Genomic DNA, 22,126 nt, shown 5'->3' on the forward strand with positions numbered 1-22,126 from the left:
TGCTCTTTTCTAAAATGTTCTTTCTAAAAAGTATTATACCACTCTAAAAAGAAAAATCAATATCTTGTGGTAAAAATCCTAAAATTTTTAAAAATACACAAGATATTGATTCGGTTATTTGATTTTATAGACTTTAAACTCTGAGTAATCAGTCTTTACTTGTTGGTAATTTTCTTTCAAGATTGTTTCCACTTCAGACCAGACTGCTACCTTATCATTTACCACAATCACCTTAGGTTGGTTTTCTTTCAAGTCATGAATCAAGGTAGTTTTATTTTCTTCTGTATTCGTATAAAGAAGAGGTGATGGGAACATGGATCCAGCCAAACGCTGGCTTTCTTTATACATTTGAACATGAGAATCCCAAATATAGATTTGGTCACCATCACTCGTCTCTTGTTTGGCTCTATCTACTACTTGATGTTGTTCTCTATAAGAAGCTGGATGCAAAACAAAACGAGCCACAAAAGGAATTGCAATCAGATAAACCACCACTAGGATAGGTAAGTAGAGATTCCCCTTCATAAATTTTTTCCATAAAGTAGGAGCTTCTTCTCTTCTCCGACGACGATCTCCTCTAGCTGAATGTTTCCCACGAATACTAGTCATCAAAAGAAGGAGTAAAAATGGAAGGATTAGAATCAAACGCGAACCGTGAAGAGGTTCTTGAGAAAAAAGCAACAAGGCTAATACAAATAAGAAAGCAAAACTAGCTGGTACCGAAATAACATATAATCTTGATGCTTTTGATTGAAACAAGCCTAGAAAAACAAGGAAAAGAGTTCCCAACCCAAAGGTCAACAAGCCATAGAATAGAACATTATCCATTAGTTGAGGATTGGTAAAGACCTGAAGGGAATCAATCGGATACAAAAGACTTCCTATAGTTCCTCCAAAACCACCTGAAGCAAGGACATAGTAGCCTAGTGGGTAAAAAATGAGAGAAAAGCCAAGTGCTGCTGCAAAAAACTGATAAACTCCATGAGCAAGGCGACCATGCCCAACATTAAAGACAAATAAACCGATCGTTACTACTGCAATAAAGAGAAGACTTGTAAGAGGCTCTATGAAAAATGATAGGGCCAAGAAAATCCCCAGACGTAGAAACCCCTTGTCATGGTTAGGAGTTGATAGATAAGTTGCTATGAACGAAAATCCTGCAAACAGAAATGGCAAAGCTAAAATAGTAGCGTAGCCTCCGCCAAAACCGAGACCAGATACCAAAATATAAAATATGGTTAGGAGTTGCTTGGCTTGTTCCCTTTGTCCCGTCAGATAGTCAGTTGAAGAAAAGAGGAAATAACCTCCTCCTAAGAGAGCTAGCCATTCTACCAAGGCAAAAAGGATGCCTCCTTGGGTAATATAAAGTAGCAAGTAATAAAGAAGACCGTGACTAGCATAATAGCTACTGTAGAGCTGTCCTCCCTGATGTAAAGCCCACCCTATATACAAATCCTGAGCCTGAGAAGGACTTACCATATCTAAAAGTAAAGGTATCACCACAGAAAAAACCGTTGCAATCGTACTTCCAATGATGAGTCTGAAAAACGGGAAAGCTACCTGTTCTTCTTTTTCTGCATGAAACTCAAGGTTCCTATCCAGTCTATTTTCTATTCCATCACTCTGTATCATTTCGGATACTTCTTCGATTCTGCCATATACAGCCATGTCGTTTCTCCTATTTAATTTATCTGTCTTAGTATATCAAAAAGACCTAAAATTGTCAGCTTGCGATGGCTGTTTGAGTGATTTTTTGCATAGTTTCACAAAGGTTTCAATTTCCTGAAATCGGTGTAAATGCGTCTGTTTAAATGTCAGGATATAGTTTATTTCTTTCTGAGTCAGCATCGTTCCTCCTATATCTTCTTATTCGTAAAAGGCAAGAAAAATAGGACTGGGTTGTATCCTAAGTCCTAGATTTCTTATAAGATTGGGGCAAATAACTGGGCAATTTCCTTAATCAATTTTTGATACCAGCTATTTTTTATCGTATGAGGGAAAATTTCTTGAGATACTGAAAAAATCTCCTGAAAATCTTTTTGAATCTCTGTGATTGATGCCGTTTTATATAGCAAAACTGCATCTTCATAGTGATGAAGCAAACTTCTATAATCTAAATTAATCGTTCCAACTGCAGCAAAGTCCTTGTCCACTAGGATTTGTTTACTGTGGATAAAGCCTGGACTATACTCAAAAATCCTGACTCCTGCTGACAAAAGATCCGGATAGGCTCCTCTTGTTATGAGCTGGATTAATTTTTTATCCGGAATGAAAGGAGTCACGATGCGGACATCAACACCCCTCATGGCTGCATTTTTAATACTCTCAGTTAAATCATAGTCAATAATCAAATAGGGTGTTGTGATATAGACTGAATCAGTAGCCTGATTAATCAAACTTTGATAAACTTTTTTCCCTACTTGAGTACGGAAGATGGGCTTGGGTCCACTACCGTAAGGAATGCAGAGCCCTTGGCCAGAACAAGGCTGATTTTCCAGGTGATACTGGTCAAAATCGCTGATTTCCCCACGATTGATGTACCAAGTCATCAAAAAAAGACGGGTTAGAGCCTTGACACCAGGGCCATCTATGCGAATCCCACTATCCTTCCAATAGCCAAAACGTTCTACATGATTGATGTACTCATCGGCTAAGTTAATGCCTCCTGTATAAGCTACCTGACCATCTATGACAAGGATTTTACGATGGTCCCGATTGTTGTAAGCCACCGTCAAACGAGGAATCACCTTGTTAAACTTATGGGCTTCAATTCCTCGACTACGAAGCTGAATAGTATAGTCTCCAGGTAAAGTCGCCATACAGCCGATATCATCATAGAGCATCTTGACCTCTACCCCCTGAGCTGCCTTTTGCTCTAGTATGTCTAGTATGCTATTCCACATCAAACCTTCTTCGACAATATAGTACTCTAGAAAGATAAACTTTTCAGCTTTCTTGAGGTCTTCCAACATATATTGCCACATCCTTTCACCCGAAGAAAAGAATTGTGAGTCTGTTCGATCATAGACATCGGCGTTACTATCCATACTTAACAAAGATTTGATAACTCCGTAAGCCGCCTTATCATCTTCCTTCAATTTCTGGCGGAGAGCTTTACTGTTATCCTCCCGAAAATGCATAGAACCAAGTTTGTCCAACTGCTTGATTTCTTTTTTGGATAATCGTCTTTCACCAAACATCAGATAGAGCAAGGGGCCAATGACAGGAACAAAAGTCACCACTAACCACATCACTTTACTATCAGGTGTCATTGAGCGATTGACAATTGCGACAATAGTCGCCATACTCATAAAAATTAAGACAATTACCCATAGAATAGGGGCCATACGCCCTAAATAGAGAAAGAGACCAAAAACAAGAAAAAGTTCAAGTAGCATAATCGAAAGACTAAAGCCATACTTGGACATCAATAATTGAAATTTTCTATATTTCATATCCCCTCCTTGATAGTTTGAATGCTAAAAACAGGTAATTAATACTAGTATAACTCAGTTATTCGGTAGAAGGCAAGTATTTATAATCATTTTTCTGAGCAAAAGCAAAAGAGACCGAAAAATCCAGTCTCCTTCTAGTCTATTTTGATAAAACAATGCGATCAGATGCTTCTCTATCCATATCGTCGATAATCATCTGATTGCCATTGATTGCATAAATCTTGACATCATCACCAATAATCATGCGTTGATTAGCAACGTCGAAACTAACCTGTTTGATTTCTTGTTCCCCGTCAGTTCCTACCTGAGTCCAGGTACCAGTTGTTCCAGTCACCACTAAAGTGATACGGTCTCCTTCGTCCTGACCAGTATAAGTTCCATCAATATTAGTTGGTTGAGCCTCAGGCGCATTTTGTGAAGAACTTGTTGCTGCCTGGTTGCTATTTTCTGTAGAAGATGAAGCTGTTGCTTGTGATTGTTGAGTTTGTTGAGTTTGCGATTGAGCTACTGGTTGTTGAACTTGTTGAGTTCTTTGTGAACAAGCTACTAAGAGACTAAGACTTGCTAAAGAAGCAAAAGAAAGTGTGAATCTTTTTAATTTCATGATGAATTTCCTTTATGCTACCAATTTAGAGAAATTTTCTCTAACCAGCAATTCCCCTAGTATAACAAGTTTAAAAAAGGTGGTTAATTTATCTGCTCATGGTCCAGCAGGTAGCCCCGTACTTCTGAGATAAAATAGAGAGACCCTGTAATGAATAACAGGTCCTTGGTATCGGCTCTTTCTTCAAAACTGCTGATAAATTCTCGGTAAGAGGGAATTGCATGGTAACCTGTTACATCTGTCTCGTCCAGAGAACCTTGATAGTCAAAACCAGTCACCTTGAGTTCCACCTGAGGTAAATTTTCAGTCAGATAAGCCAACATCCCTTGATAATCCTTCCGTTTCAAGGCTCCAAAGAGGATTTGAGGACGATAACCTCCCTGCTCTTTTTCTTTGACAAACTCCACCAGGCAAATCAAGGCAGGGAGGTTATGAGCACCGTCCAAGTAAATCTGAGGACGAATACGCTCCAAACGGCCAGCCCAATGGGTCTTCTCCAAAGCCTGTCTTACAACCTGCTCATCAACAGCTTCCTTTCCTTCTCTCATAAAGAGAAGAAAAGTTTGCAACGCCAAAGCCGCATTATCCTGCTGATAGGCTCCTTCCAAGCCTATTTTCAGCTGTGAAATATTTAGTAAAGAACTTGAAAAATCACCATTCAGCATTGAAAAATCCTGACCTGCCTGATAAAGGTCAACAGCTAAAGAGTCTGCTTTTTTCTGACAAACAAGCCTAGCTTCTGAAGGCAACTTAGCAATCACTGCCTTTTTACCAGCCTTGAAAATACCAGCTTTCTGCTCTGCAATTGCTGCTACACTGTCACCCAGAGTCTCCTGATGATCAAGTCCGATGGAGGTGATGACAGCAAGCTCTCCAGTTACCACATTGGTCGTGTCAAGTAAGCCGCCAATTCCCACTTCTAATAAAACCAAATCCACCTCTTGCTCTCTAAAATAAAGAAAAGCAATCAAGGTCAGCAATTCAAAAAAGGACAACTGATCATGGGTTTGCAGAAGTGTTTTTTCCATCTCCTTGATCTGCTCAGCTAAACGGATAAAATCAGCGTCTGCTATAGATTGTCCATTAATGCAGATTCGGTCATTGATGGAGATGATATGAGGGGAGGTAAAGGTCGCAACTTTTTTGCCATGCCCCATAAATAACTCCCTCATGAAAGCAATGGTAGAACCTTTCCCATTAGTCCCTGTTACATGGATAATAGGATAAGACTTCTCGGGATTCCCCGACAAATCCACCGCTTGTTGCATTCGGCCCAAACCTGAGCGAAAATTCAAACCAATCCGACTATGGAGCCATTCTTCTACTTCAAACATATACATCTCCTTAATTACAGGTTCAATCAACTGCCTCAATAAAGTCTCATAACTAACAAAAACGAGGCCAGGATTTTCGTCCCGACCTCTCACCTGGTTAGCTAATAACTAGCTACTATGAAGTTAACGTGGGGTAAAACATCCACTGAATGTGCCTGCGTTTCTAATTTCTAGCGCAGGGCTAAACACGTCCACTGGACTTACCAGCTCTCTCTTATTACAAAGAGCTGGGCTAAAAACATCCACTGGACGTTCCAACTCTTCCCAATTTCTGGGAGTTGGGCTGATACAGTCTCCCAGACTTACTGACGGTTTTTATTTTTAGCGTCAGGCTAAAAACGTCCCCCGGACGTTTTTACTCCTCCATAAAACTATTGAAGACTTCTTCAATCATGTTCCATTCGTCTTCTGAGTCTTCTGGGATTGGTTGCAATTCACCTTCTGTTCCATCTTCGTTTTCGATGAATGAGTAAGCTTGAATTTCAACTTGTCCGTCTTCGTCTTCTTCTGCGTTAACTGGTACTAGAAGAACATAGTTTTTCCCAAATTCTTCTTTTCCGTCAATCGTCAAAAGGATTTCAAACAAGGTTTCATTTCCTTGCTCATCTACTAGTGTAATTAATTCACGTTCTTCGTGGTCGTGGTTATGATCGTGTGACATAGCCTCTCCTTTGTATTAAAATTTTCTATCTAAATAATTTTGTAAAATCAGCTGAGCTGCTAATTTATCAATGACTTTCTTGCGCTTGTTACGGCTAATATCTGCTTGTTCAATCAACATACGCTCTGCGGCAACTGTTGTCAAGCGTTCATCTTGATAGTCTACTGGTAAACCAAAAAGCTCTTCCAGCTTTGCTCCGTAGGCTTGACTAGCTTCCACGCGCGGTCCGCTTGTATTGTTCATGTTTTTAGGCAAGCCCACTACAAATCGTTCCACCTTGTAAGTATCAACCAACTCCTTAACGCGGTCAAAACCAAATTGACCTTGCTCCTCATTGATTTGGATGATTTCAAGTCCTTGAGCTGTAAAACCAAGCGGATCGCTAATCGCCACCCCTACCGTTTTTGAACCGACGTCTAATCCCATAATTCTCATAGGTTATAGATCGACTCCTTGTCCTTTAAGGTAGTAGCGGACCAATTCTTCAACGATTTCATCGCGCTCATACTTACGGATTTGATTTCGTGCATTATTATAACGAGGAACGTAGGCAGGGTCTCCACTCAATACGTAACCTACGATTTGGTTGATTGGGTTGTAGCCCTTATCGTTCAACGAAGCATAAACATCAGTCAGAGTTTCGCTAATTTCTTTTTTATTGGAATCGTCCAATTTAAAACGTACTGTTTCTTCAGTAAATCCCATTCTAACACCCTCTTTCCTTAGAATAGTACCATTATAGCATAATTCCTTACGTTCTACAATTCAGGCAGTCTATTTATTTGGATTTTCTATTGTTCTGTCGCGCCATTTGCCAATCTATCTGAAATATATTTGCTTGGTTCATTCTTCAAGAGATTTTCTAAACCAATGTTCTTCAAATATTCTAACTGAGAAGCCTTCTTGACATCCAAAACTTGAAAATCAAAACTAGTCGTTGTTTGAAGTTCAGTTGCACTCAATAGTTTGGTTTCAAGCTTAAATCCTGCTAATTTACGAGCTTCTATGATGGCCTCATCCTTCTCCTCTGCCTCGAGAAGAGCTTTTTGAGTTTCTTCCACTCCGTGTTGGTCAATATAAGTTTTCAACTCATCAGAGACTGGACGCTTTTGTTGAATCGTTAAGCTCAAAAAAGTCTTGTCCTTGTATGTAATGGTTTGGGTTTGCTGACTACCATCATCTGACTTGGGCAAGACCAAAGTCTTGGTCACAACTGTATTCTTCTCGGCATTTTCAATAACTGGCAATGCCGACTGAAGCGTATCCTTTTCTGTTTTTGTAGCTGTTCCAGTTTCTTTTTTCTGTCCGCAACCAACCAGGACAAAAAGGAAAGCTAGACTAACAAGAACTATTTTTTTCATTTCTTTCTTCTTTCTTTTTGAGATTAATACTCAATGAAAATCAAAGAGCAAACTAGGAAACTAGCCGCAGGCTGCTCAAAGCACTGCTTTGAGGTTGCAGATAAAACTGACGAAGTCAGCTCAAAACACTGTTTTGAGGTTGTGGATAGAACTGACGAAGTCAGTAACCATACCTACGGCAAGGCGATGTTGACGCGGTTTGAAGAGATTTTTGAAGAGTACAAAATAGAATAAGACTGGGAGTTGCTCCCAGCCTTGATGTTTATAGAGCTGCACGCAAACGTGCTTCTGCATTTTCTACATTACGGACAGAGCGTGGTAGGAAGGCACGAATATCGTCTTCCTTATAGCCAACTTGCAGGCGTTTTTCATCCACAAGGATTGGGCTCTTTAAAATTCTCGGTGTTTCCATAATCAGATTGAGGACTTCATTGACACTCAAATCTTCAATATCCACTCCAAGGGCTTTGGCATAGCGATTTTTAGACGAAACGATGCTGGCTATTCCGTTATCTGTTTTTGTCAGAATATCCAGTAATTCTTCTCTCGTAATTCCTTCTTTACCAAGGTTTTGTTCTTTATAACTTAACTGGTGGGCATTGAGCCAGGTTTTTGCTTTTTTACAGCTAGTACAACTTGAGACTGTATAAATTTTAATCATGTACCTACCCCTTTCGCTACATGTTACTATCAGTTTAGTCTATTATACCATAAAAAACATCCGACTTGCGACCTATTTTTAAATTTTTTTGACTTTTTTCGTCATTTTCGTACTTTTTTCTTGACAAAATGAAATTTACAGCCATTCTTGATATTTCTTGATATAGATTTTTTTCACAATTGTCACGCTAATCATATACAAAATAATGATGAAAAGTAAAAAGATGAAATAAATCGGTTTTAAAGGAGTTAGATGAAGTAGGATTGCGAGTGGACTGTAGGGAAGGAAGGTCACAAAGGCTGCAGCCAATAAGGTTGTCACAAGGACTAGCCAAGCTGGACGACTTTGTAAAAAGGGAATTTTAGCTGAACGCAGCATATGGATAACCATGGTCTGTGACCACATGGACTCGATAAACCAACCTGTCTGAAACAAGACAATAAAACCTACGGCAGACTCTGCCCCATGAACATAAGCTTGACCTGTTGTCATGGGTACAATGATAAAATAAAGCAAACTGAAGGTCAAAATATCAAAGGCAGAAGAGATAGGTCCCATCCAAATCATGAAACGTGTGATGGACTTAGCTTCCCAGGTATGCGGATTTCTCAAAAAATCTTTATCCACCTTGTCAAAAGGCAAGGCAATACAAGACAAATCATAGACTAGATTTAGGATAATCAAATGGACTGGTGCCATTGGTAAAAATGGCAAAAAGATTCCAGAGACCAATAGGGATAAGATATTTCCAAAATTAGAACTCACTGTCATTTTGATATATTTAGTCATATTGGCATAGACCTTACGACCTTCAACAAGTCCTTTTTCAAGCACCATGAGATCCTTATCAAGTAGGATAACATCAGCCGTTTCTTTGGCAATATCTACTGCTGTATCAACAGAAATCCCCACATCTGCAACTTTCATAGAAGGAGCATCATTGATCCCATCTCCCATATAGCCTACAGCATGACCATTGGCCTTAAATTGCAAAATAATCCTCGCTTTTTGGTCAGGAGAAAGTTTGGCAAATACTGTTACCTCCTCTACTGCTTGGGCCAATTCTTGATCACTCATCTGATCAATTTCAGATCCTAACAGTATCTGATTGATATCCAAACCAACCTTTTCACAGACTGCTTGAGTAACTTTTTCGTTGTCTCCCGTCAAAATTTTTGTTTGAACTCCATGTTCTAACAGAGCCTTAATTGCTGGTGCTGCAGATGGTTTAGGAGGATCTAGGAAGGCTAAATAACCAGTTAGAATCATATCCCCTTCATCATCAACTGTATAGGCATGGCCTTCCCTCAAACCTGACTTATAGGCCACTCCCAAGACACGCAAACCTTGTTGATTTAGTTGTCTGACTTCTGCTAAAATTTCTTCTCTAATAACATCTGTCAAGGGAGTAATCACTCCTTGGTATTCCGCATAACTGGAAATCGTCAACATTTCCTCTAGGGCACCCTTGGTTACCAAACTAACAACTTCGTGTTCATCCTTAACGATAACACTCATCCGTCTACGTTCAAAATCAAAGGGAAGCTCATCTATTTTTTGAAAAGTTTGAGCCAGATTTTGTAAGAGGGCGTGTTCTTTGGCTTCCTTTTCAGTCCGTTTGATGATGGCTCTGTCCATCAAATTTTTCAAGCCCGTTTGAAAATAAGAATTGAGATAAGCTCGTCTCAAGACGGTCAAATCCAAGCGTCCGTGGATGTCCAAGGGATATTCAAGGACAATTTCGTCTTGGGTTAGAGTTCCTGTCTTATCTGTACACAAAATATCAATCGCCCCTAAGTCCTGTATGGCATTGAGTTTCTTGATAACCACTTTTTCCTTGGCCATAATGATGGAGCCTTTTGCTAGACTGGCCGTGATAATCATAGGAAGCATCTCAGGTGTCAATCCAACACCAACACTCAAAGCAAATACGCCAGCTTCCAGCCAGTCACCATCTGTTAAACCATTGGACAAGAAAACGATGGGCACCATGACCAGCATCAAACGAATCAAGAGCCACGAAATACTATTCATCTCCCTTTCAAACGAAGTAGGCTCATCATAGGTGTTCAAAGTCTGCTCAATGGCCCCCATCATGGTATCATCACCAACTGCTAAAACCACGGCCTTGGCACTACCAGATAAGACATTGGTTCCCATAAAGGCGAGCGCTTCTGCTTCTAGCAGACTATCAGATTGTTGAACTGTTGCCTTGGTCAAGGCCAATTTTTCAACAGAATCACTTTCGCCTGTCAAGCCCGACTGTTGGACAAAGAAATCGCGCGACTCAAATAAAAGAAGATCTGCTGGAATCATGTCTCCAGCGCTTAATTTAACCACGTCACCCACTACCAAATCATCGATAGGTACTTCTTGGATTTCTCCTTGACGAATGACAGTCGCTGTGTTGACAATCATTTTTGATAGATTGGTCGCAGCCTTATCACTACGGAGTTCTTGGACAAAGCGTATGCCACCAGAAATGAGGACTAGGACAACGATGATAATAGAAGTCGTCGGATCCTCTTGACCTGGTTTTGCCAACCAGACATTGGTCACCAAGGAAATCACGGCGATGACCAGTAAGATGATCGTAAAAGGATTGATAATGGATTCGTAAATCTTTTTGAGGATACTGTCTTCTTGACCCTTTGTGATGGTATTTTCGCCATATAGGTCACGATTTTTCTCCACCTGCTCCTCAGTCAATCCTGTTAGACTTGTCTTATAAAAAGATAGAGTTTCGTTTAAAGATGTATGAATAGCTATTGCTAATCTTTCTTTTGTAGTTTTCATTGGTTTCTCCTATCTGTATGAATGATGTGTTTCATACACAGAGACCAATCACTTTATAAGGGCAGAACGACACAAATCAGCGATTGGCTGTGTATGTGCGGTTCCGGATGATCGTCAATTTGCATCGTTTATCTCCTTTCTTTGATTTAAACAGTAGAAAATCCCACCATAAAATGGCAGGATTAAAAAACTAACTATCTGTTTTTCGTTCAAGCTTTAACTCCATAGGGCAATGTAATGAGCTTAGTCTTGGCCTTCGCGACCAGGACTGTTGACCAACGAGTAGTGTCTCCACTGCTTTGCGGTAGTCATCCGTATCCCTATGGTAGCCTCACCTACCGTTTTCGTCTTTCAGTATAAACCTTTAAAATTTAAAAGTCAATCATCTGAGTTGTTTAATTCTTAGATAACTATCAACTCTTTTGGAGCTAGGGTCAACAATTCACAACCTGTCTCTGTAATCAGGATATCATCCTCAATACGAACGCCATATTTGCCTTCGATGTAGATACCTGGTTCATCGGTCAAGGCCATACCTGCCTTAATAGTTTCTGTAGAAGTTTGGCTAAAGTAAGGCTCTTCATGAATATCCAGCCCAATACCGTGTCCGATACCGTGGGTAAAGTAGTCGCCATAGCCTGCTTCAATGATAATATCACGAGGAATTTTGTCAAAGTCACGGAAACCTAAGCCAGCCTTAGCTTGGTCAATCAAGGCTTGGTTGGCTTTGAGAACCGTATTGTAAATCTCTGCCTGCTCATCACTGACGTGTCCCAAGTAGATAGTCCGGGTCATATCACTGACATAGTGGTCATAAAGGCAACCGAAGTCCATAGTAACGGCTTCTCCTAGTTCCACTGGTTTGTGCATAGGATGAGCATGAGGTTTGGAAGAGTTGATACCACTAGCTAGAATAGTGTCAAAAGATAAGCCAGATGCTCCCAACTCACGCATACGGAAGTCAAGGAAGTTGGCAATTTCAATTTCAGTTTTTCCTGGCTTAATAAAGTCAAGCGCATCGCGGAAAGCTTGGTCTGAGATAGAACAAGCCTTGCGAATCGCTGCAATCTCTGCCTCATCCTTAATCATTCGAAGACCTTCAACAAACTGAGTTTGTGGAAGCAAGTCAATTCCTTCAAAGGCTACCTGCATACGGTGGTAATAAGATACTGAAATCTCATCCTCAAAACCGATTCGAGACAAGCCCATATCCTTAACAATGCCTGCAATGACAGCCAATTCATCACGATCAGCCACAATCTCAAACCCACTGGTTTCTTGCTTAGCTGCAATGATATAGCGAGAGTCTGTCACCAAGACCTGACGGTCACGGCTGATGAAGACTGTTCCGTTTGAGCCCCAAAAACCAGTCAAATAATAGACGTTTTTAAGGTTATTGATGATGATGCCATCTAGTTCTTTTTCTTGCATTTTAGCTAGAAATGCTTGTACACGTTTATTCATGATGTAACTTTCCTTTCAAATAGTGTCCTGTGTAGCTGGCTTCATTGGCCGCTACTTCTTCTGGAGTTCCTGTTGCGATGATGGTTCCACCACCGACACCGCCCTCAGGTCCCAAGTCAATAATATGGTCTGCAGTCTTAATAACGTCTAGATTGTGCTCAATGACGAGGACTGTATTGCCATCGTCTACAAAGCGAGCTAAAACCTTAAGCAAGCGAGCGATATCCTCGGTATGAAGACCTGTCGTCGGCTCATCGAGAATGTAGAAAGATTTTCCTGTCGAGCGTTTGTGGAGTTCACTAGCCAGCTTCATACGCTGAGCTTCTCCCCCAGAAAGGGTGGTAGCTGGTTGCCCTAGCGTCACATAGCCTAGCCCTACATCCTTGATGGTCTGAAGTTTGCGTTGAATTTTCGGAATGTGTTGGAAGAATTCCACCGCATCGTTGACGGTCATATCCAAGACCTGCGAGATATTCTTTTCTTTGTAGTGAACTTCTAGGGTTTCACTGTTGTAGCGAGTCCCGTGGCATACTTCACAAGCCACATAAACATCTGGCAGGAAGTGCATCTCAATCTTGATAATCCCGTCACCTGAGCAGGCTTCACAGCGACCACCCTTGACGTTGAAACTGAAACGACCCTTCTTGTAGCCTCGAATCTTGGCTTCATTTGTCTGGGCAAAAAGGTCACGTATATCGTCAAAAACTCCCGTATAGGTAGCAGGGTTAGACCTTGGCGTTCGTCCGATAGGGCTCTGGTCAATATCAATCAAGCGGTCTACATGCTCAATCCCTGTAATGGTCTTGAATTTACCAGGCTTGTCTGAATTACGGTTGAGTTTTTGAGCAATAGCTTTTTTGAGGATACTGTTGATTAATGTCGATTTCCCTGAACCTGATACCCCTGTCACTGCGATAAATTTTCCTAGTGGAAAACGAGCTGTGACATTTTGCAAGTTGTTCTCACGCGCTCCTGTCACTTCGATAAAACGACCATTTCCGGTACGGCGCTCGTCTGGCACTGGAATAGCACGTTTGCCTGACAAGTACTGGCCTGTGATAGACTTACTGTTACGAGCTACCTGTTTAGGCGTACCTGCCGCAACAATTTCCCCACCAAAAACACCCGCACCAGGACCAACGTCAATCAGATAATCCGCCTCGCGCATGGTATCTTCGTCATGTTCCACTACTATGAGAGTATTACCTAAATCGCGCATCTTTTTCAGACTGGCAATCAGACGGTCATTATCCCTCTGGTGAAGACCGATTGACGGCTCATCTAGAATATAAAGAACACCTGATAAGTTAGAACCAATCTGGGTTGCCAAGCGAATACGCTGACTTTCCCCACCTGAAAGGGTTCCTGCCGAACGAGACAGGGTCAGATAGTTAAGACCTACGTTATTAAGGAAGGTCAAACGGTCCTTGATTTCCTTGAGAATGGGACGAGCGATGATGGCTTCATTTTCAGATAGAGTCAACTGGCTTACCAAGTCCAAGTGGTCTGCGATAGACAAGTCTGAAATTTCTCCGATATGTGGTCCTTGCTCACCACCAACACGGACAGACAGGGCCTGGTCATTGAGACGATAACCATGACAAGTTCCGCAGGTCAGCTCATTCATGTAAAGGCGCATCTGGGTGCGGGTGTAGTCACTATTAGTTTCATGGTAGCGACGTTTGATATTATTGACAACTCCCTCAAAAGGAATATCGATATCGCGCACGCCACCAAATTCATTCTCATAGTGGAAATGGAATTCCTTACCATCTGACCCATAGAGGATCAAGTTCTTATCCTCTTCTGACAAGTTCTCAAAAGGCTTATCCATATCCACTCCAAAAGCTGTCATAGCCTGCTCTAGCATGTTTGGATAGTAGTTGGATGAGATAGGATTCCAAGGAGCTAAGGCTCCCTCACGTAAGGTTTTACTGGCATCTGGCACTACCAAATCAGTATCCACCTCCAGCTTGATGCCCAAGCCATCACACTCACTACAAGAACCAAAAGGAGCATTGAAGGAGAAGAGACGCGGCTCTAACTCTGGAACAGTAAAGCCACAAACTGGACAGGCATAATGCTCAGAGAACAACAACTCAGAGTCGTCCATAGTGTCGATAATGACATAACCTTCTGCAATACGAAGGGCAGCCTCAATAGAATCAAAGAGACGACTACGAATTCCCTCCTTGATGACAATACGGTCAACCACGACATCGATATTGTGTTGCTTACTCTTAGACAACTCTGGCACTTCGGTTACATCATAGACTTCCCCATCCACACGGACACGAACATACCCATCTTTCTGAATCTTTTCAATAACGCTCTTGTGCTGTCCTTTTTTCTTACGGATAACTGGGGCTAAGATTTGCAGACGTTGGCGTTCTGGCAACTCCAAAACCTTATCCACGATTTGCTCCACAGAAGAAGCCTTGATAGCCCCATGCCCGTTGATACAGTAAGGCGTCCCCACACGCGCATAGAGGAGACGCAGATAGTCATTGATTTCAGTCGTGGTTCCCACCGTCGAGCGAGGGTTTTTGCTAGTCGTTTTCTGGTCGATAGAAATAGCTGGACTGAGACCATCAATAGCATCTACATCAGGCTTCTCCATATTGCCCAAAAACTGGCGAGCGTAGGCTGACAAACTCTCCACATAGCGACGTTGTCCCTCCGCATAGAGGGTATCAAAGGCCAGACTGGATTTCCCTGAACCTGACAAACCAGTCACTACAACCAACTTGTCTCGCGGAATCTCCACATCAATATTTTTCAAATTATGGGCACGCGCCCCATGAATGACAATTTTATCTTGCATTTTTGTTCTTTCTAGTCCATTATTGCTTACCATTATACCAAAAAAAGTGAGATTCTATTACCCAAAAGGCCGATTTTGTAGTATAATAGTACGGTGTGAAAAAATCTGAAAAATGAGAAAGGATAAGGGATATGAAACAAGTTTTTCTCTCTACAACAACTGAATTTAAAGAGATCGATACGCTTGAACCGGGTACTTGGATCAATCTCGTCAATCCGACTCAAAATGAATCACTCGAAATCGCTAACGCCTTCGATATCGATATTGCCGACCTTCGAGCACCGCTCGATGCGGAAGAAATGTCTCGTATTACCATTGAAGACGAGTACACCCTGATTATCGTTGACGTGCCGGTCACAGAAGAAAGAAATAATCGCACCTACTACGTAACCATCCCGCTTGGTATTATCATCACCGAGGAAACCATTATCACTACTTGTTTGGAACCATTACCGGTCCTCGATGTCTTTATCAACCGTCGATTGCGTAATTTCTACACCTTCATGCGTTCGCGGTTCATCTTCCAGATTCTCTATCGCAATGCAGAGCTTTACCTAACAGCCCTTCGTTCGATTGATCGCAAGAGTGAACAAATCGAAAGTCAACTGCATCAATCAACTCGTAATGAAGAATTGATTGAGCTCATGGAATTGGAAAAAACTATCGTCTATTTCAAGGCCTCCCTCAAAACAAATGAGCGCGTGATTAAAAAATTGACCAGCTCAACCAGCAATATCAAGAAATACCTTGAGGACGAGGACCTGCTTGAAGACACCCTGATTGAAACCCAACAGGCCATCGAGATGGCAGATATTTATGGAAACGTCTTGCATTCTATGACAGAGACCTTCGCCTCAATCATTTCTAACAACCAGAACAACATCATGAAAACCTTGGCCCTTGTGACCATCGTCATGTCCATCCCAACCATGGTCTTTTCTGCCTACGGGATGAACTTTAAGGATAATGAAATCCCCCTAAACGGCGAGCCAAATGCTTTCTGGTTAATCGTCTTTATCGCCTTTGCTATGAGTGTCTCGCTCACTCTCTATCTCATCCATAAAAAATGGTTCTAAGAGGAGTTCCTATGTCTCAGATTAATCTACAAAAATTAACTAAGAAAAACCAAGAGTTTGTCCACATCGCTACCCAACAATTCATCAAAGATGGAAAAACAGACGCTGAAATCAAGGCTATTTTTGAGGAAGTTATTCCCCAAATTCTTGAGGAGCAATCTAAAGGTACGACTGCTCGTTCCCTCTATGGCGCACCGACCCACTGGGCTCATAGTTTCACTGTCAAGGAACAATATGAAAAAGAGCATCCAAAAGAAAATGACGATCCGAAACTGATGATTATGGACTCAGCTCTTTTCATCACTAGCCTCTTTGCCCTCGTCAGCGCCCTCACAACTTTCTTTGCGGCAGATCAAGCTTTTGGCTATGGATTTGTCACTCTCCTATTAGTTGGACTGGTTGGGGGATTTGCCTTCTACTTGATGTACTACTTTGTTTACCAATATTATGGACCAGACATGGATCGCAGTCAACGCCCACCTTTCTGGAAATCTGTACTGGTTATCCTAGCATCTATGTTCCTTTGGTTACTTGTCTTCTTTGCAACAAGCTTCCTACCAGCTAGCCTTAACCCAGTACTTGCTCCATTGCCGCTGGCTATTATCGGAGCAGCCCTCCTAGCCCTTCGCTTCTATCTCAAGAAACGCTTGAACATCCGCAGCGCAAGTGCAGGACCAACACGTTATTAAGAAGAATGATAAAAGCAACTGCAGGTGCGGTTGCTTTTTTACTTACTTTTTTGGTTTTAAAATATTCTTCTGATATCCCACATAGCTCTATCTAATCTTTTGTGATAAAATAGACTCAATCTATTTCTAGGAGGATGAGATATGGTTTCTACTATTGGTATTGTTAGTTTATCTAGTGGCATTATCGGAGAGGACTTTGTCAAACACGAAGTGGACTTGGGTGTCCAACGTCTCAAGGATCTGGGACTCAATCCTATCTTTTTGCCCCATTCGCTAAATGGATTAGACTTTATCAAGAACCATCCTGAAGCTCGTGCAGAGGATTTGATTCATGCCTTTTCTGATGATAGCATCGATATGATCCTATGTGCCATCGGTGGAGACGATACCTATCGCTTACTACCTTATCTTTTTGAAAATGACCAACTCCAAAAGGTTATCAAACAAAAAATTTTTCTTGGCTTCTCGGATACAACCATGAACCATCTCATGTTGCATAGACTAGGAATCAAGACTTTTTATGGGCAATCCTTTTTAGCAGACATTTGTGAATTAGACAAGGAAATGCTGCCCTATAGCCTTCACTACTTCAAAGAATTGATTGAGACGGGAAGAATCTCAGAAATCCGCCCTAGTGACGTTTGGTATGATGAAAGGACTGACTTCAGTCCCAAGGCTCTAGGAACACCTCGTATCAATCATGCAAATACTGGTTTTGACTTGTTGCAAGGAAATGCCCAGTTCGAGGGAGAAATCCTCGGTGGGTGTCTCGAATCCCTCTACGATATCTTTAACAACTCTCGATACGCAGACAGCACGGATCTCTGTCAAAAATACAAACTTTTCCCTGACTTGTCAGACTGGGAAGGAAAAATCCTCTTGCTAGAGACAAGCGAAGAAAAGCCTGAGCCAGAAGATTTCAAAAAGATGTTGCAGACTTTAAAGGACACTAGCATATTCGAGGTCATCAGCGGACTCTTGGTCGGGAAACCTATGGATGAAACTTTCTATGACGACTATAAAGAGGCACTATTGGATATCATTGACAGCAATATCCCAATTGTCTATAATCTGAATGTCGGCCACGCAACTCCAAGAGCCATTGTTCCCTTTGGAGTCCACGCCCATGTAGATGCAAAGGAGCAAGTCATTCGCTTTGACTACAACAAATAAAGCTGGGAAGAATTTCTCAGCTTTTTTCTCTTGTATAACTACTAAAACGTCACATACTACTGATAACTAAAATGATCAAGGAAAGGCTGTTGCCTAACATGTGAACAAGTAGGGGATAGTAGATATTCTCCTTTTCTTTCACATAAATAATAGAAAAGGCAAGGCCTCCACCTAAGTAACCAACTGCACCAATCCACTCTGATAGAGCCAAACTATGCATATGAGTCAGAGCAAAAACAAGTCCTACCAGAACAATACTTAGTAAATCTGGCAACCGTTTCTGCAAGTAATGCAATAAAACCTGACGGAAAAAGAGTTCTTCCACAAATGGTCCGATGACACAAGCGAAAACAGCTATCAGTAATGGTTGTTCTTGAAAGGTACTTTGAATATTAGACTGATTTAGACCTTGTCCATCTAGTCCTACAAACTGCCTCAACATTCCTGATATAAAGCCAAAGAAAACAGTCATCAGAATGAGAAAGAGCCATCCTGTTAAGATGCCAAAGAAGAACTTTCTTTTAGTTTTTCTAATCTCATTCCATTGTTTGATTAATCTATCCTTGAACAAGAAGGAGCCATATAGAGCTAAAACTACATAAACTAGATAATTTGCAATGGCAGATGGCATTAAAGAAGCCAGCAATTTAACGCCATCAAACACAAAAAGAACTGTATAGAGAATCCCAAAAACAAGGACTCTCTTATATTTGTTAGACATCATTTAATTCCCCTTCCACTCACAATCGTTCTCGTGGTCATCAACCAGTCCTGCTGCTTGTAAAAAAGACAAGACGGCGACTGGGCCTGTGAACTTGAAGCCTCGTTTTTTGAGATCTTTTGCTAACTTCTCAGACAGAGGTGTTTTAGCTGGGGCTTGGCGGTAATCGGGAACATCGTTAACGATCGTTTTCCCCTCAACAAAGGACCAAAGATAGGCATCAAAAGAGCCATATTCTTCCTGTAGTCGTAAAAATGCTTGGGCGTTAGCGCGTGTAGCAAAAATCTTGGCTCTATTTCGGATGATAGCTGGATTATCCAGCAAGGCTTCCAATTCGGTATCGGACATCTCTGCGACTGCTTGAATTTGATAGCCATGAAATGCTTCTCGGAAAGCCTGGCGTTTGTTTAGTACCGTTTCCCAAGACAGGCCTGCCTGATAGGTTTCCATACACAACAACTCAAACAATGCTTGGTCATCATGGAGGGGTTGGCCCCACTCCTCATCATGATAGGCGATGTAGAGCGGATTGGTCATCTTGACCCACGAACAACGTTTTGTCATGCTCTGCTCCTATTTGACCAACATTTTAAGGGCCGACTTGATATAGTTCTCAGCTGTATCTGTCGTTCCTTCAAAGAATTTCTTGATTTTCTTGAGCTCGGTTGCCTTGTAGCCCAGTGCCAACATGGCTTCCATAGCTTCTTCCAATTCTTGGTTTTCAGCGTTAGCTTGCACTGCGACCTTGGCAGGAAGGTCATCTCCTGCAACTACTACCTTGCCTTCCAAGTCTAGCACCATCTGCTGGGCTGTTTTCTTACCAATTTTAGGGAACTTGGTCAAGTAGGTGATGTTCTTGGTTTCAATGGCTTGAACCAAGCCAGCATTGTCATCAGCAGCGATAATAGCAAGAGCTGATACAGGACCAATCCCAGATACCGAAATCAGACTGAGAAAGAGCTTTTTCTCGTCTTCTGAGCGAAATCCATAAAGTAGATGAGCGTCCTCACGTACGACTTGATGCACATAAATTTGAGCTTCTTGATTGACCTGTCCTGAATAGGCATAAGGATTGGCCACATGCAAAATATAACCGATACCGTTGACTTCAAGAACAATGTATTTGGCAGTGATTTTGGTAATGATTCCTTTTAAATATTCGTACATAGTTTTCCTTTTAGTTTAGTATTTCCCCAACTCACGTAGACTGGTGTGATTTTCCTGAATGCGTCGGAACATCTTTTCCATATCCGACTTGGTAAAATGCACCAAAACAGGACGTCCGTGGGGACAGTTATAGGGATTGTCACATTGAGAGAGCTGATAAAGCAGCTGTCTGGCTGAGTGGTCATCGATACGATGATTGGCCTTAATAGACCGCTTGCAAGACATCATGATAGCCAGCTCTGCTCGGTATTTCTTGATAGAAACTTCCTTGGTCAAGAGTAGCATATCACACATCTCATAGATGCCTGATTCAATCTCTTCTTCTGCCATCCAAATAGGATGTTCGCGTAAGATGAATTGATTTTCCCCGTACTCTGCTAGAAAGACGCCCACTTCCTCCAAATGTGCCATTCTTTCCTTGAGACGAAGGGCATCATCTGCAGGAAATTCAAAGATGTAGGGCACTAGAAGTTGCTGCTGGCTCTGGTCAACATCACCAATGCTTTCACGGTACTCTTCGTACTTAACCCGCTCCTGAGCCGCATGTTGGTCTATGATATAGAGCCCATCTCGCCCTTGGGCAAAGAGATAGGTTCCATGCATTTGCCCGAAAAATTCCAACTCTGGAAAGCTGGATGATTCTTCTCGCTCCAGCTTGTCATAGGCTTTATCAAGACTTGCTAAGTCTAGCTCTGGATGGTCTAGTTGGTCGTAGTTAGCAGGTTTTCTCTCTGCAAAATGCAGTTTTGCTGGCTTGGTCAATTGGTCCAAGGTTTCCTTGGCAAACAAGGTCAAGTCTTGTCCTGCATCAGTCAATTCCACCTGATAATCAGCTACTTCAGCTTGACTAGGTCTTGCCGACTCAGTTTTCTCATAGTAGAGCGTATTTTCTTTGAATGGGAGAATAGTTTGCTCCACCTTCTCACGATTGCGCACGGTCGATTTGGCAAGATTTTCCAAGGCATCAGGTATCAAAGTTTGCTCCTTGAGACTATTAGAAATAGCTTCTGAGACCAGCGTCATCAGTTCTTTTTCCTTGGAAATCCGCACCTCTTGCTTGGTTGGATGCACATTGACATCAGCCAGATAAGGGTCGATATGAATGTGAATGACAGCCAGTGGAAAACGGCCTACCATGAGCTTACTACCATAGCCGTCAAGAATTGCACGATTGAGCAGGAAGTTCTTGATATAACGGCCATTGATGAAGAGACTGATATAGTTACGATTCGCCCGAGTCAACTCAGGCAGGGACACAAAACCTGAAATTTCGAAATCAAGGTCAGAATTCTCAATTTCAATCATCTTCTTGGCACTCGCCAAACCGTAAATCCCTGCAATAGCTTGTCGCAGTTGGCCAGCCCCTGCTGTTCGCGTCATTTCCTTGCCATCACTGATTAAACTAAAAGAAATCTCAGGATGGGCCAAACCCAGACGATTGACAATATCAATGATATGAGACAACTCTGCTTGCTGGCTCTTCATATACTTGAGGCGGGCAGGCGTGTTGAAAAAGAGATCCTCCACACAAACCTTGGTTCCCACAGGACTAGTCGCTGGGATGACTTCCTCAACTTCACCCCCACGCGCAACTAGCTTAGTTCCGTGACTTGCACCATCCACAGCCGTCAACAGAGTTAAGACACTAACAGACGCTATAGAAGGAAGGGCTTCACCACGAAAACCAAGCGTCCGAATTCGAAAAAGATCCGCTTGATTTTTGATCTTACTGGTCGCATGACGGCGAAGGGCCAGCTCCACCTCATCGTGGGCAATTCCATGACCATTATCTGTGATTTGGATTTTCTTGAGACCAGCTTCCTCAATCTCAATGATAATCTGGCTAGAGCCAGCGTCAATGGCATTTTCTACCAACTCTTTAACCACACTGGCAGGACGTTCAATGACCTCTCCTGCCGCGATCTGGTTCGCCAGCACCTCTGGCAATTCAATAATATGAGACATCTTTCAGCCCCTTTCCGTATCTATTTTCCTAGAAATTGATTAGTGCTATTATACCATATTTCAGATAGGACAGAAAAGCAAGCACCACATAGGATACAAATCCCTCCACATAGACAAAGTCCCTTGCCAGGTGTCGTAAAATAGTGTTTAATAAAAGTGTACAAGAAGTGATCAC

The 22,126-nt window shown here is 41.9% G+C and carries 20 protein-coding genes and 1 riboswitch; of the genes, 4 read left to right on the forward strand and 16 right to left on the reverse strand.

Annotation, left to right across the window (positions count from 1 at the left end; translation table 11 throughout):
* Positions 1-114: 114 nt before the first annotated feature.
* The 8 genes from QM956_RS08815 to QM956_RS08850 all read right to left on the reverse strand — a co-directional run bounded on the left by QM956_RS08815 (position 115) and on the right by QM956_RS08850 (position 7,415).
* Positions 115-1,668, reverse strand: a complete 1,554-nt coding sequence (locus tag QM956_RS08815; protein WP_414302442.1) for a damage-inducible protein CinA — start codon at positions 1,666-1,668, stop codon at positions 115-117.
* 254 nt (positions 1,669-1,922) lie between these two features.
* Positions 1,923-3,455 carry a cardiolipin synthase gene (cls, locus tag QM956_RS08820; RefSeq protein WP_000877348.1) on the reverse strand — a complete coding sequence of 511 codons (1,533 nt, stop codon included), beginning with the start codon at positions 3,453-3,455 and terminating at the stop codon, positions 1,923-1,925.
* Between the two features lie 139 nt (positions 3,456-3,594).
* The gene (locus tag QM956_RS08825; protein WP_045612370.1) at positions 3,595-4,059 is read right to left on the reverse strand and encodes an SP_0198 family lipoprotein; all 465 of its coding nucleotides are present in this window, start codon (positions 4,057-4,059) and stop codon (positions 3,595-3,597) included.
* An 83-nt stretch (positions 4,060-4,142) separates the two neighbouring features.
* Positions 4,143-5,393 (reverse strand): folylpolyglutamate synthase/dihydrofolate synthase family protein, encoded by a 1,251-nt coding sequence (locus tag QM956_RS08830; RefSeq protein ID WP_414302443.1) that lies wholly within the window; start codon positions 5,391-5,393, stop codon positions 4,143-4,145.
* A gap of 355 nt (positions 5,394-5,748) precedes the next feature.
* A complete protein-coding gene (locus QM956_RS08835) occupies positions 5,749-6,054 on the reverse strand; it encodes a DUF1292 domain-containing protein (RefSeq protein ID WP_000017620.1) in 306 nt (101 codons plus the stop codon).
* 15 nt (positions 6,055-6,069) lie between these two features.
* Entirely contained in the window at positions 6,070-6,489 is a 420-nt protein-coding gene (gene ruvX / locus QM956_RS08840) for a Holliday junction resolvase RuvX (protein ID WP_004239076.1), read from the reverse strand.
* A gap of 3 nt (positions 6,490-6,492) precedes the next feature.
* The gene (locus tag QM956_RS08845) at positions 6,493-6,759 is read right to left on the reverse strand and encodes an IreB family regulatory phosphoprotein (protein ID WP_000507059.1); all 267 of its coding nucleotides are present in this window, start codon (positions 6,757-6,759) and stop codon (positions 6,493-6,495) included.
* 86 nt (positions 6,760-6,845) lie between these two features.
* On the reverse strand, positions 6,846-7,415 hold the full coding sequence (locus QM956_RS08850; RefSeq protein WP_000725153.1) for an SP0191 family lipoprotein: 570 nt from the start codon (positions 7,413-7,415) through the stop codon (positions 6,846-6,848).
* 33 nt (positions 7,416-7,448) lie between these two features.
* On the opposite strand from QM956_RS08850, the gene QM956_RS08855 reads away from it, so the two are divergent.
* Positions 7,449-7,649, forward strand: a complete 201-nt coding sequence (locus QM956_RS08855; protein ID WP_049502622.1) for a hypothetical protein — start codon at positions 7,449-7,451, stop codon at positions 7,647-7,649.
* A 28-nt stretch (positions 7,650-7,677) separates the two neighbouring features.
* On the opposite strand, the gene spx is transcribed toward QM956_RS08855, so the two are convergent.
* The 4 genes from spx to uvrA form a co-directional block, all read right to left on the reverse strand.
* Positions 7,678-8,076, reverse strand: a complete 399-nt coding sequence (spx, locus tag QM956_RS08860; protein ID WP_000591165.1) for a transcriptional regulator Spx — start codon at positions 8,074-8,076, stop codon at positions 7,678-7,680.
* Positions 8,077-8,211: 135 nt separating this feature from the next.
* Positions 8,212-10,872: a magnesium-translocating P-type ATPase gene (mgtA, locus tag QM956_RS08865; protein ID WP_049502621.1), complete on the reverse strand. Its 2,661-nt coding sequence runs from the start codon at positions 10,870-10,872 to the stop codon at positions 8,212-8,214.
* A gap of 193 nt (positions 10,873-11,065) precedes the next feature.
* A riboswitch (M-box (ykoK) riboswitch) is annotated at positions 11,066-11,218 on the reverse strand.
* 56 nt (positions 11,219-11,274) lie between these two features.
* Complete coding sequence (locus QM956_RS08870) at positions 11,275-12,336, reverse strand: M24 family metallopeptidase (protein WP_049543967.1); 1,062 nt, start codon at positions 12,334-12,336, stop codon at positions 11,275-11,277.
* Positions 12,329-15,160: an excinuclease ABC subunit UvrA gene (gene uvrA, locus QM956_RS08875; RefSeq protein ID WP_261022537.1), complete on the reverse strand. Its 2,832-nt coding sequence runs from the start codon at positions 15,158-15,160 to the stop codon at positions 12,329-12,331. Before uvrA ends, QM956_RS08870 begins: the two co-directional genes overlap by 8 nt.
* A 131-nt stretch (positions 15,161-15,291) precedes the next feature.
* Between uvrA and QM956_RS08880 the strand changes: the two genes are divergently transcribed.
* The 3 genes from QM956_RS08880 (at position 15,292) to QM956_RS08890 (ending at position 18,098) form a co-directional block, all read left to right on the forward strand.
* Positions 15,292-16,236 (forward strand): magnesium transporter CorA family protein, encoded by a 945-nt coding sequence (locus QM956_RS08880; protein WP_000815623.1) that lies wholly within the window; start codon positions 15,292-15,294, stop codon positions 16,234-16,236.
* Between the two features lie 11 nt (positions 16,237-16,247).
* On the forward strand, positions 16,248-16,925 hold the full coding sequence (locus QM956_RS08885; RefSeq protein WP_261009239.1) for a DUF1129 domain-containing protein: 678 nt from the start codon (positions 16,248-16,250) through the stop codon (positions 16,923-16,925).
* Positions 16,926-17,066: 141 nt separating this feature from the next.
* Positions 17,067-18,098, forward strand: coding sequence for a S66 family peptidase (locus tag QM956_RS08890; protein WP_261022539.1), 1,032 nt, complete (start codon positions 17,067-17,069; stop codon positions 18,096-18,098).
* 49 nt (positions 18,099-18,147) lie between these two features.
* Here QM956_RS08890 and QM956_RS08895 read toward each other — a convergent pair whose 3' ends face one another.
* Genes QM956_RS08895 through mutL form a run of 4 tightly spaced genes read right to left on the reverse strand, consistent with a single transcriptional unit; the run spans position 18,148 to position 21,951 of the window.
* Complete coding sequence (locus QM956_RS08895; protein ID WP_261019920.1) at positions 18,148-18,822, reverse strand: CPBP family intramembrane glutamic endopeptidase; 675 nt, start codon at positions 18,820-18,822, stop codon at positions 18,148-18,150.
* Entirely contained in the window at positions 18,823-19,383 is a 561-nt protein-coding gene (locus QM956_RS08900; protein ID WP_261019919.1) for a DNA-3-methyladenine glycosylase I, read from the reverse strand.
* Between the two features lie 9 nt (positions 19,384-19,392).
* Positions 19,393-19,986 (reverse strand): Holliday junction branch migration protein RuvA, encoded by a 594-nt coding sequence (gene ruvA / locus QM956_RS08905; protein WP_125443297.1) that lies wholly within the window; start codon positions 19,984-19,986, stop codon positions 19,393-19,395.
* 15 nt (positions 19,987-20,001) lie between these two features.
* On the reverse strand, positions 20,002-21,951 hold the full coding sequence (gene mutL / locus QM956_RS08910) for a DNA mismatch repair endonuclease MutL (RefSeq protein WP_414302444.1): 1,950 nt from the start codon (positions 21,949-21,951) through the stop codon (positions 20,002-20,004).
* Between the last annotated feature and the right edge of the window lie 175 nt (positions 21,952-22,126).

Origin of the sequence: Streptococcus mitis (genome assembly GCF_047460035.1) — a bacterium.
GTDB classification, from domain to species: Bacteria; Bacillota; Bacilli; order Lactobacillales; family Streptococcaceae; genus Streptococcus; species Streptococcus mitis_DW.

Coding starts and splice junctions, on each gene's coding strand:
- QM956_RS08890 (WP_261022539.1), top strand. CDS start 17,067: ATGGTTTCTACTATTGGTATTGTTAGTTTATCTAGTGGCATTATCGGA.
- QM956_RS08850 (WP_000725153.1), bottom strand. CDS start 7,415: ATGAAAAAAATAGTTCTTGTTAGTCTAGCTTTCCTTTTTGTCCTGGTT.
- QM956_RS08880 (WP_000815623.1), top strand. CDS start 15,292: ATGAAACAAGTTTTTCTCTCTACAACAACTGAATTTAAAGAGATCGAT.
- QM956_RS08835 (WP_000017620.1), bottom strand. CDS start 6,054: ATGTCACACGATCATAACCACGACCACGAAGAACGTGAATTAATTACA.
- mutL (WP_414302444.1), bottom strand. CDS start 21,951: ATGTCTCATATTATTGAATTGCCAGAGGTGCTGGCGAACCAGATCGCG.
- QM956_RS08895 (WP_261019920.1), bottom strand. CDS start 18,822: ATGATGTCTAACAAATATAAGAGAGTCCTTGTTTTTGGGATTCTCTAT.
- QM956_RS08855 (WP_049502622.1), top strand. CDS start 7,449: ATGAAAATCAAAGAGCAAACTAGGAAACTAGCCGCAGGCTGCTCAAAG.
- QM956_RS08900 (WP_261019919.1), bottom strand. CDS start 19,383: ATGACAAAACGTTGTTCGTGGGTCAAGATGACCAATCCGCTCTACATC.
- QM956_RS08815 (WP_414302442.1), bottom strand. CDS start 1,668: ATGGCTGTATATGGCAGAATCGAAGAAGTATCCGAAATGATACAGAGT.
- cls (WP_000877348.1), bottom strand. CDS start 3,455: ATGAAATATAGAAAATTTCAATTATTGATGTCCAAGTATGGCTTTAGT.
- QM956_RS08845 (WP_000507059.1), bottom strand. CDS start 6,759: ATGGGATTTACTGAAGAAACAGTACGTTTTAAATTGGACGATTCCAAT.
- uvrA (WP_261022537.1), bottom strand. CDS start 15,160: ATGCAAGATAAAATTGTCATTCATGGGGCGCGTGCCCATAATTTGAAA.
- spx (WP_000591165.1), bottom strand. CDS start 8,076: ATGATTAAAATTTATACAGTCTCAAGTTGTACTAGCTGTAAAAAAGCA.
- QM956_RS08830 (WP_414302443.1), bottom strand. CDS start 5,393: ATGTTTGAAGTAGAAGAATGGCTCCATAGTCGGATTGGTTTGAATTTT.
- mgtA (WP_049502621.1), bottom strand. CDS start 10,872: ATGAAAACTACAAAAGAAAGATTAGCAATAGCTATTCATACATCTTTA.
- QM956_RS08825 (WP_045612370.1), bottom strand. CDS start 4,059: ATGAAATTAAAAAGATTCACACTTTCTTTTGCTTCTTTAGCAAGTCTT.
- ruvX (WP_004239076.1), bottom strand. CDS start 6,489: ATGAGAATTATGGGATTAGACGTCGGTTCAAAAACGGTAGGGGTGGCG.
- QM956_RS08885 (WP_261009239.1), top strand. CDS start 16,248: ATGTCTCAGATTAATCTACAAAAATTAACTAAGAAAAACCAAGAGTTT.
- ruvA (WP_125443297.1), bottom strand. CDS start 19,986: ATGTACGAATATTTAAAAGGAATCATTACCAAAATCACTGCCAAATAC.
- QM956_RS08870 (WP_049543967.1), bottom strand. CDS start 12,336: ATGAATAAACGTGTACAAGCATTTCTAGCTAAAATGCAAGAAAAAGAA.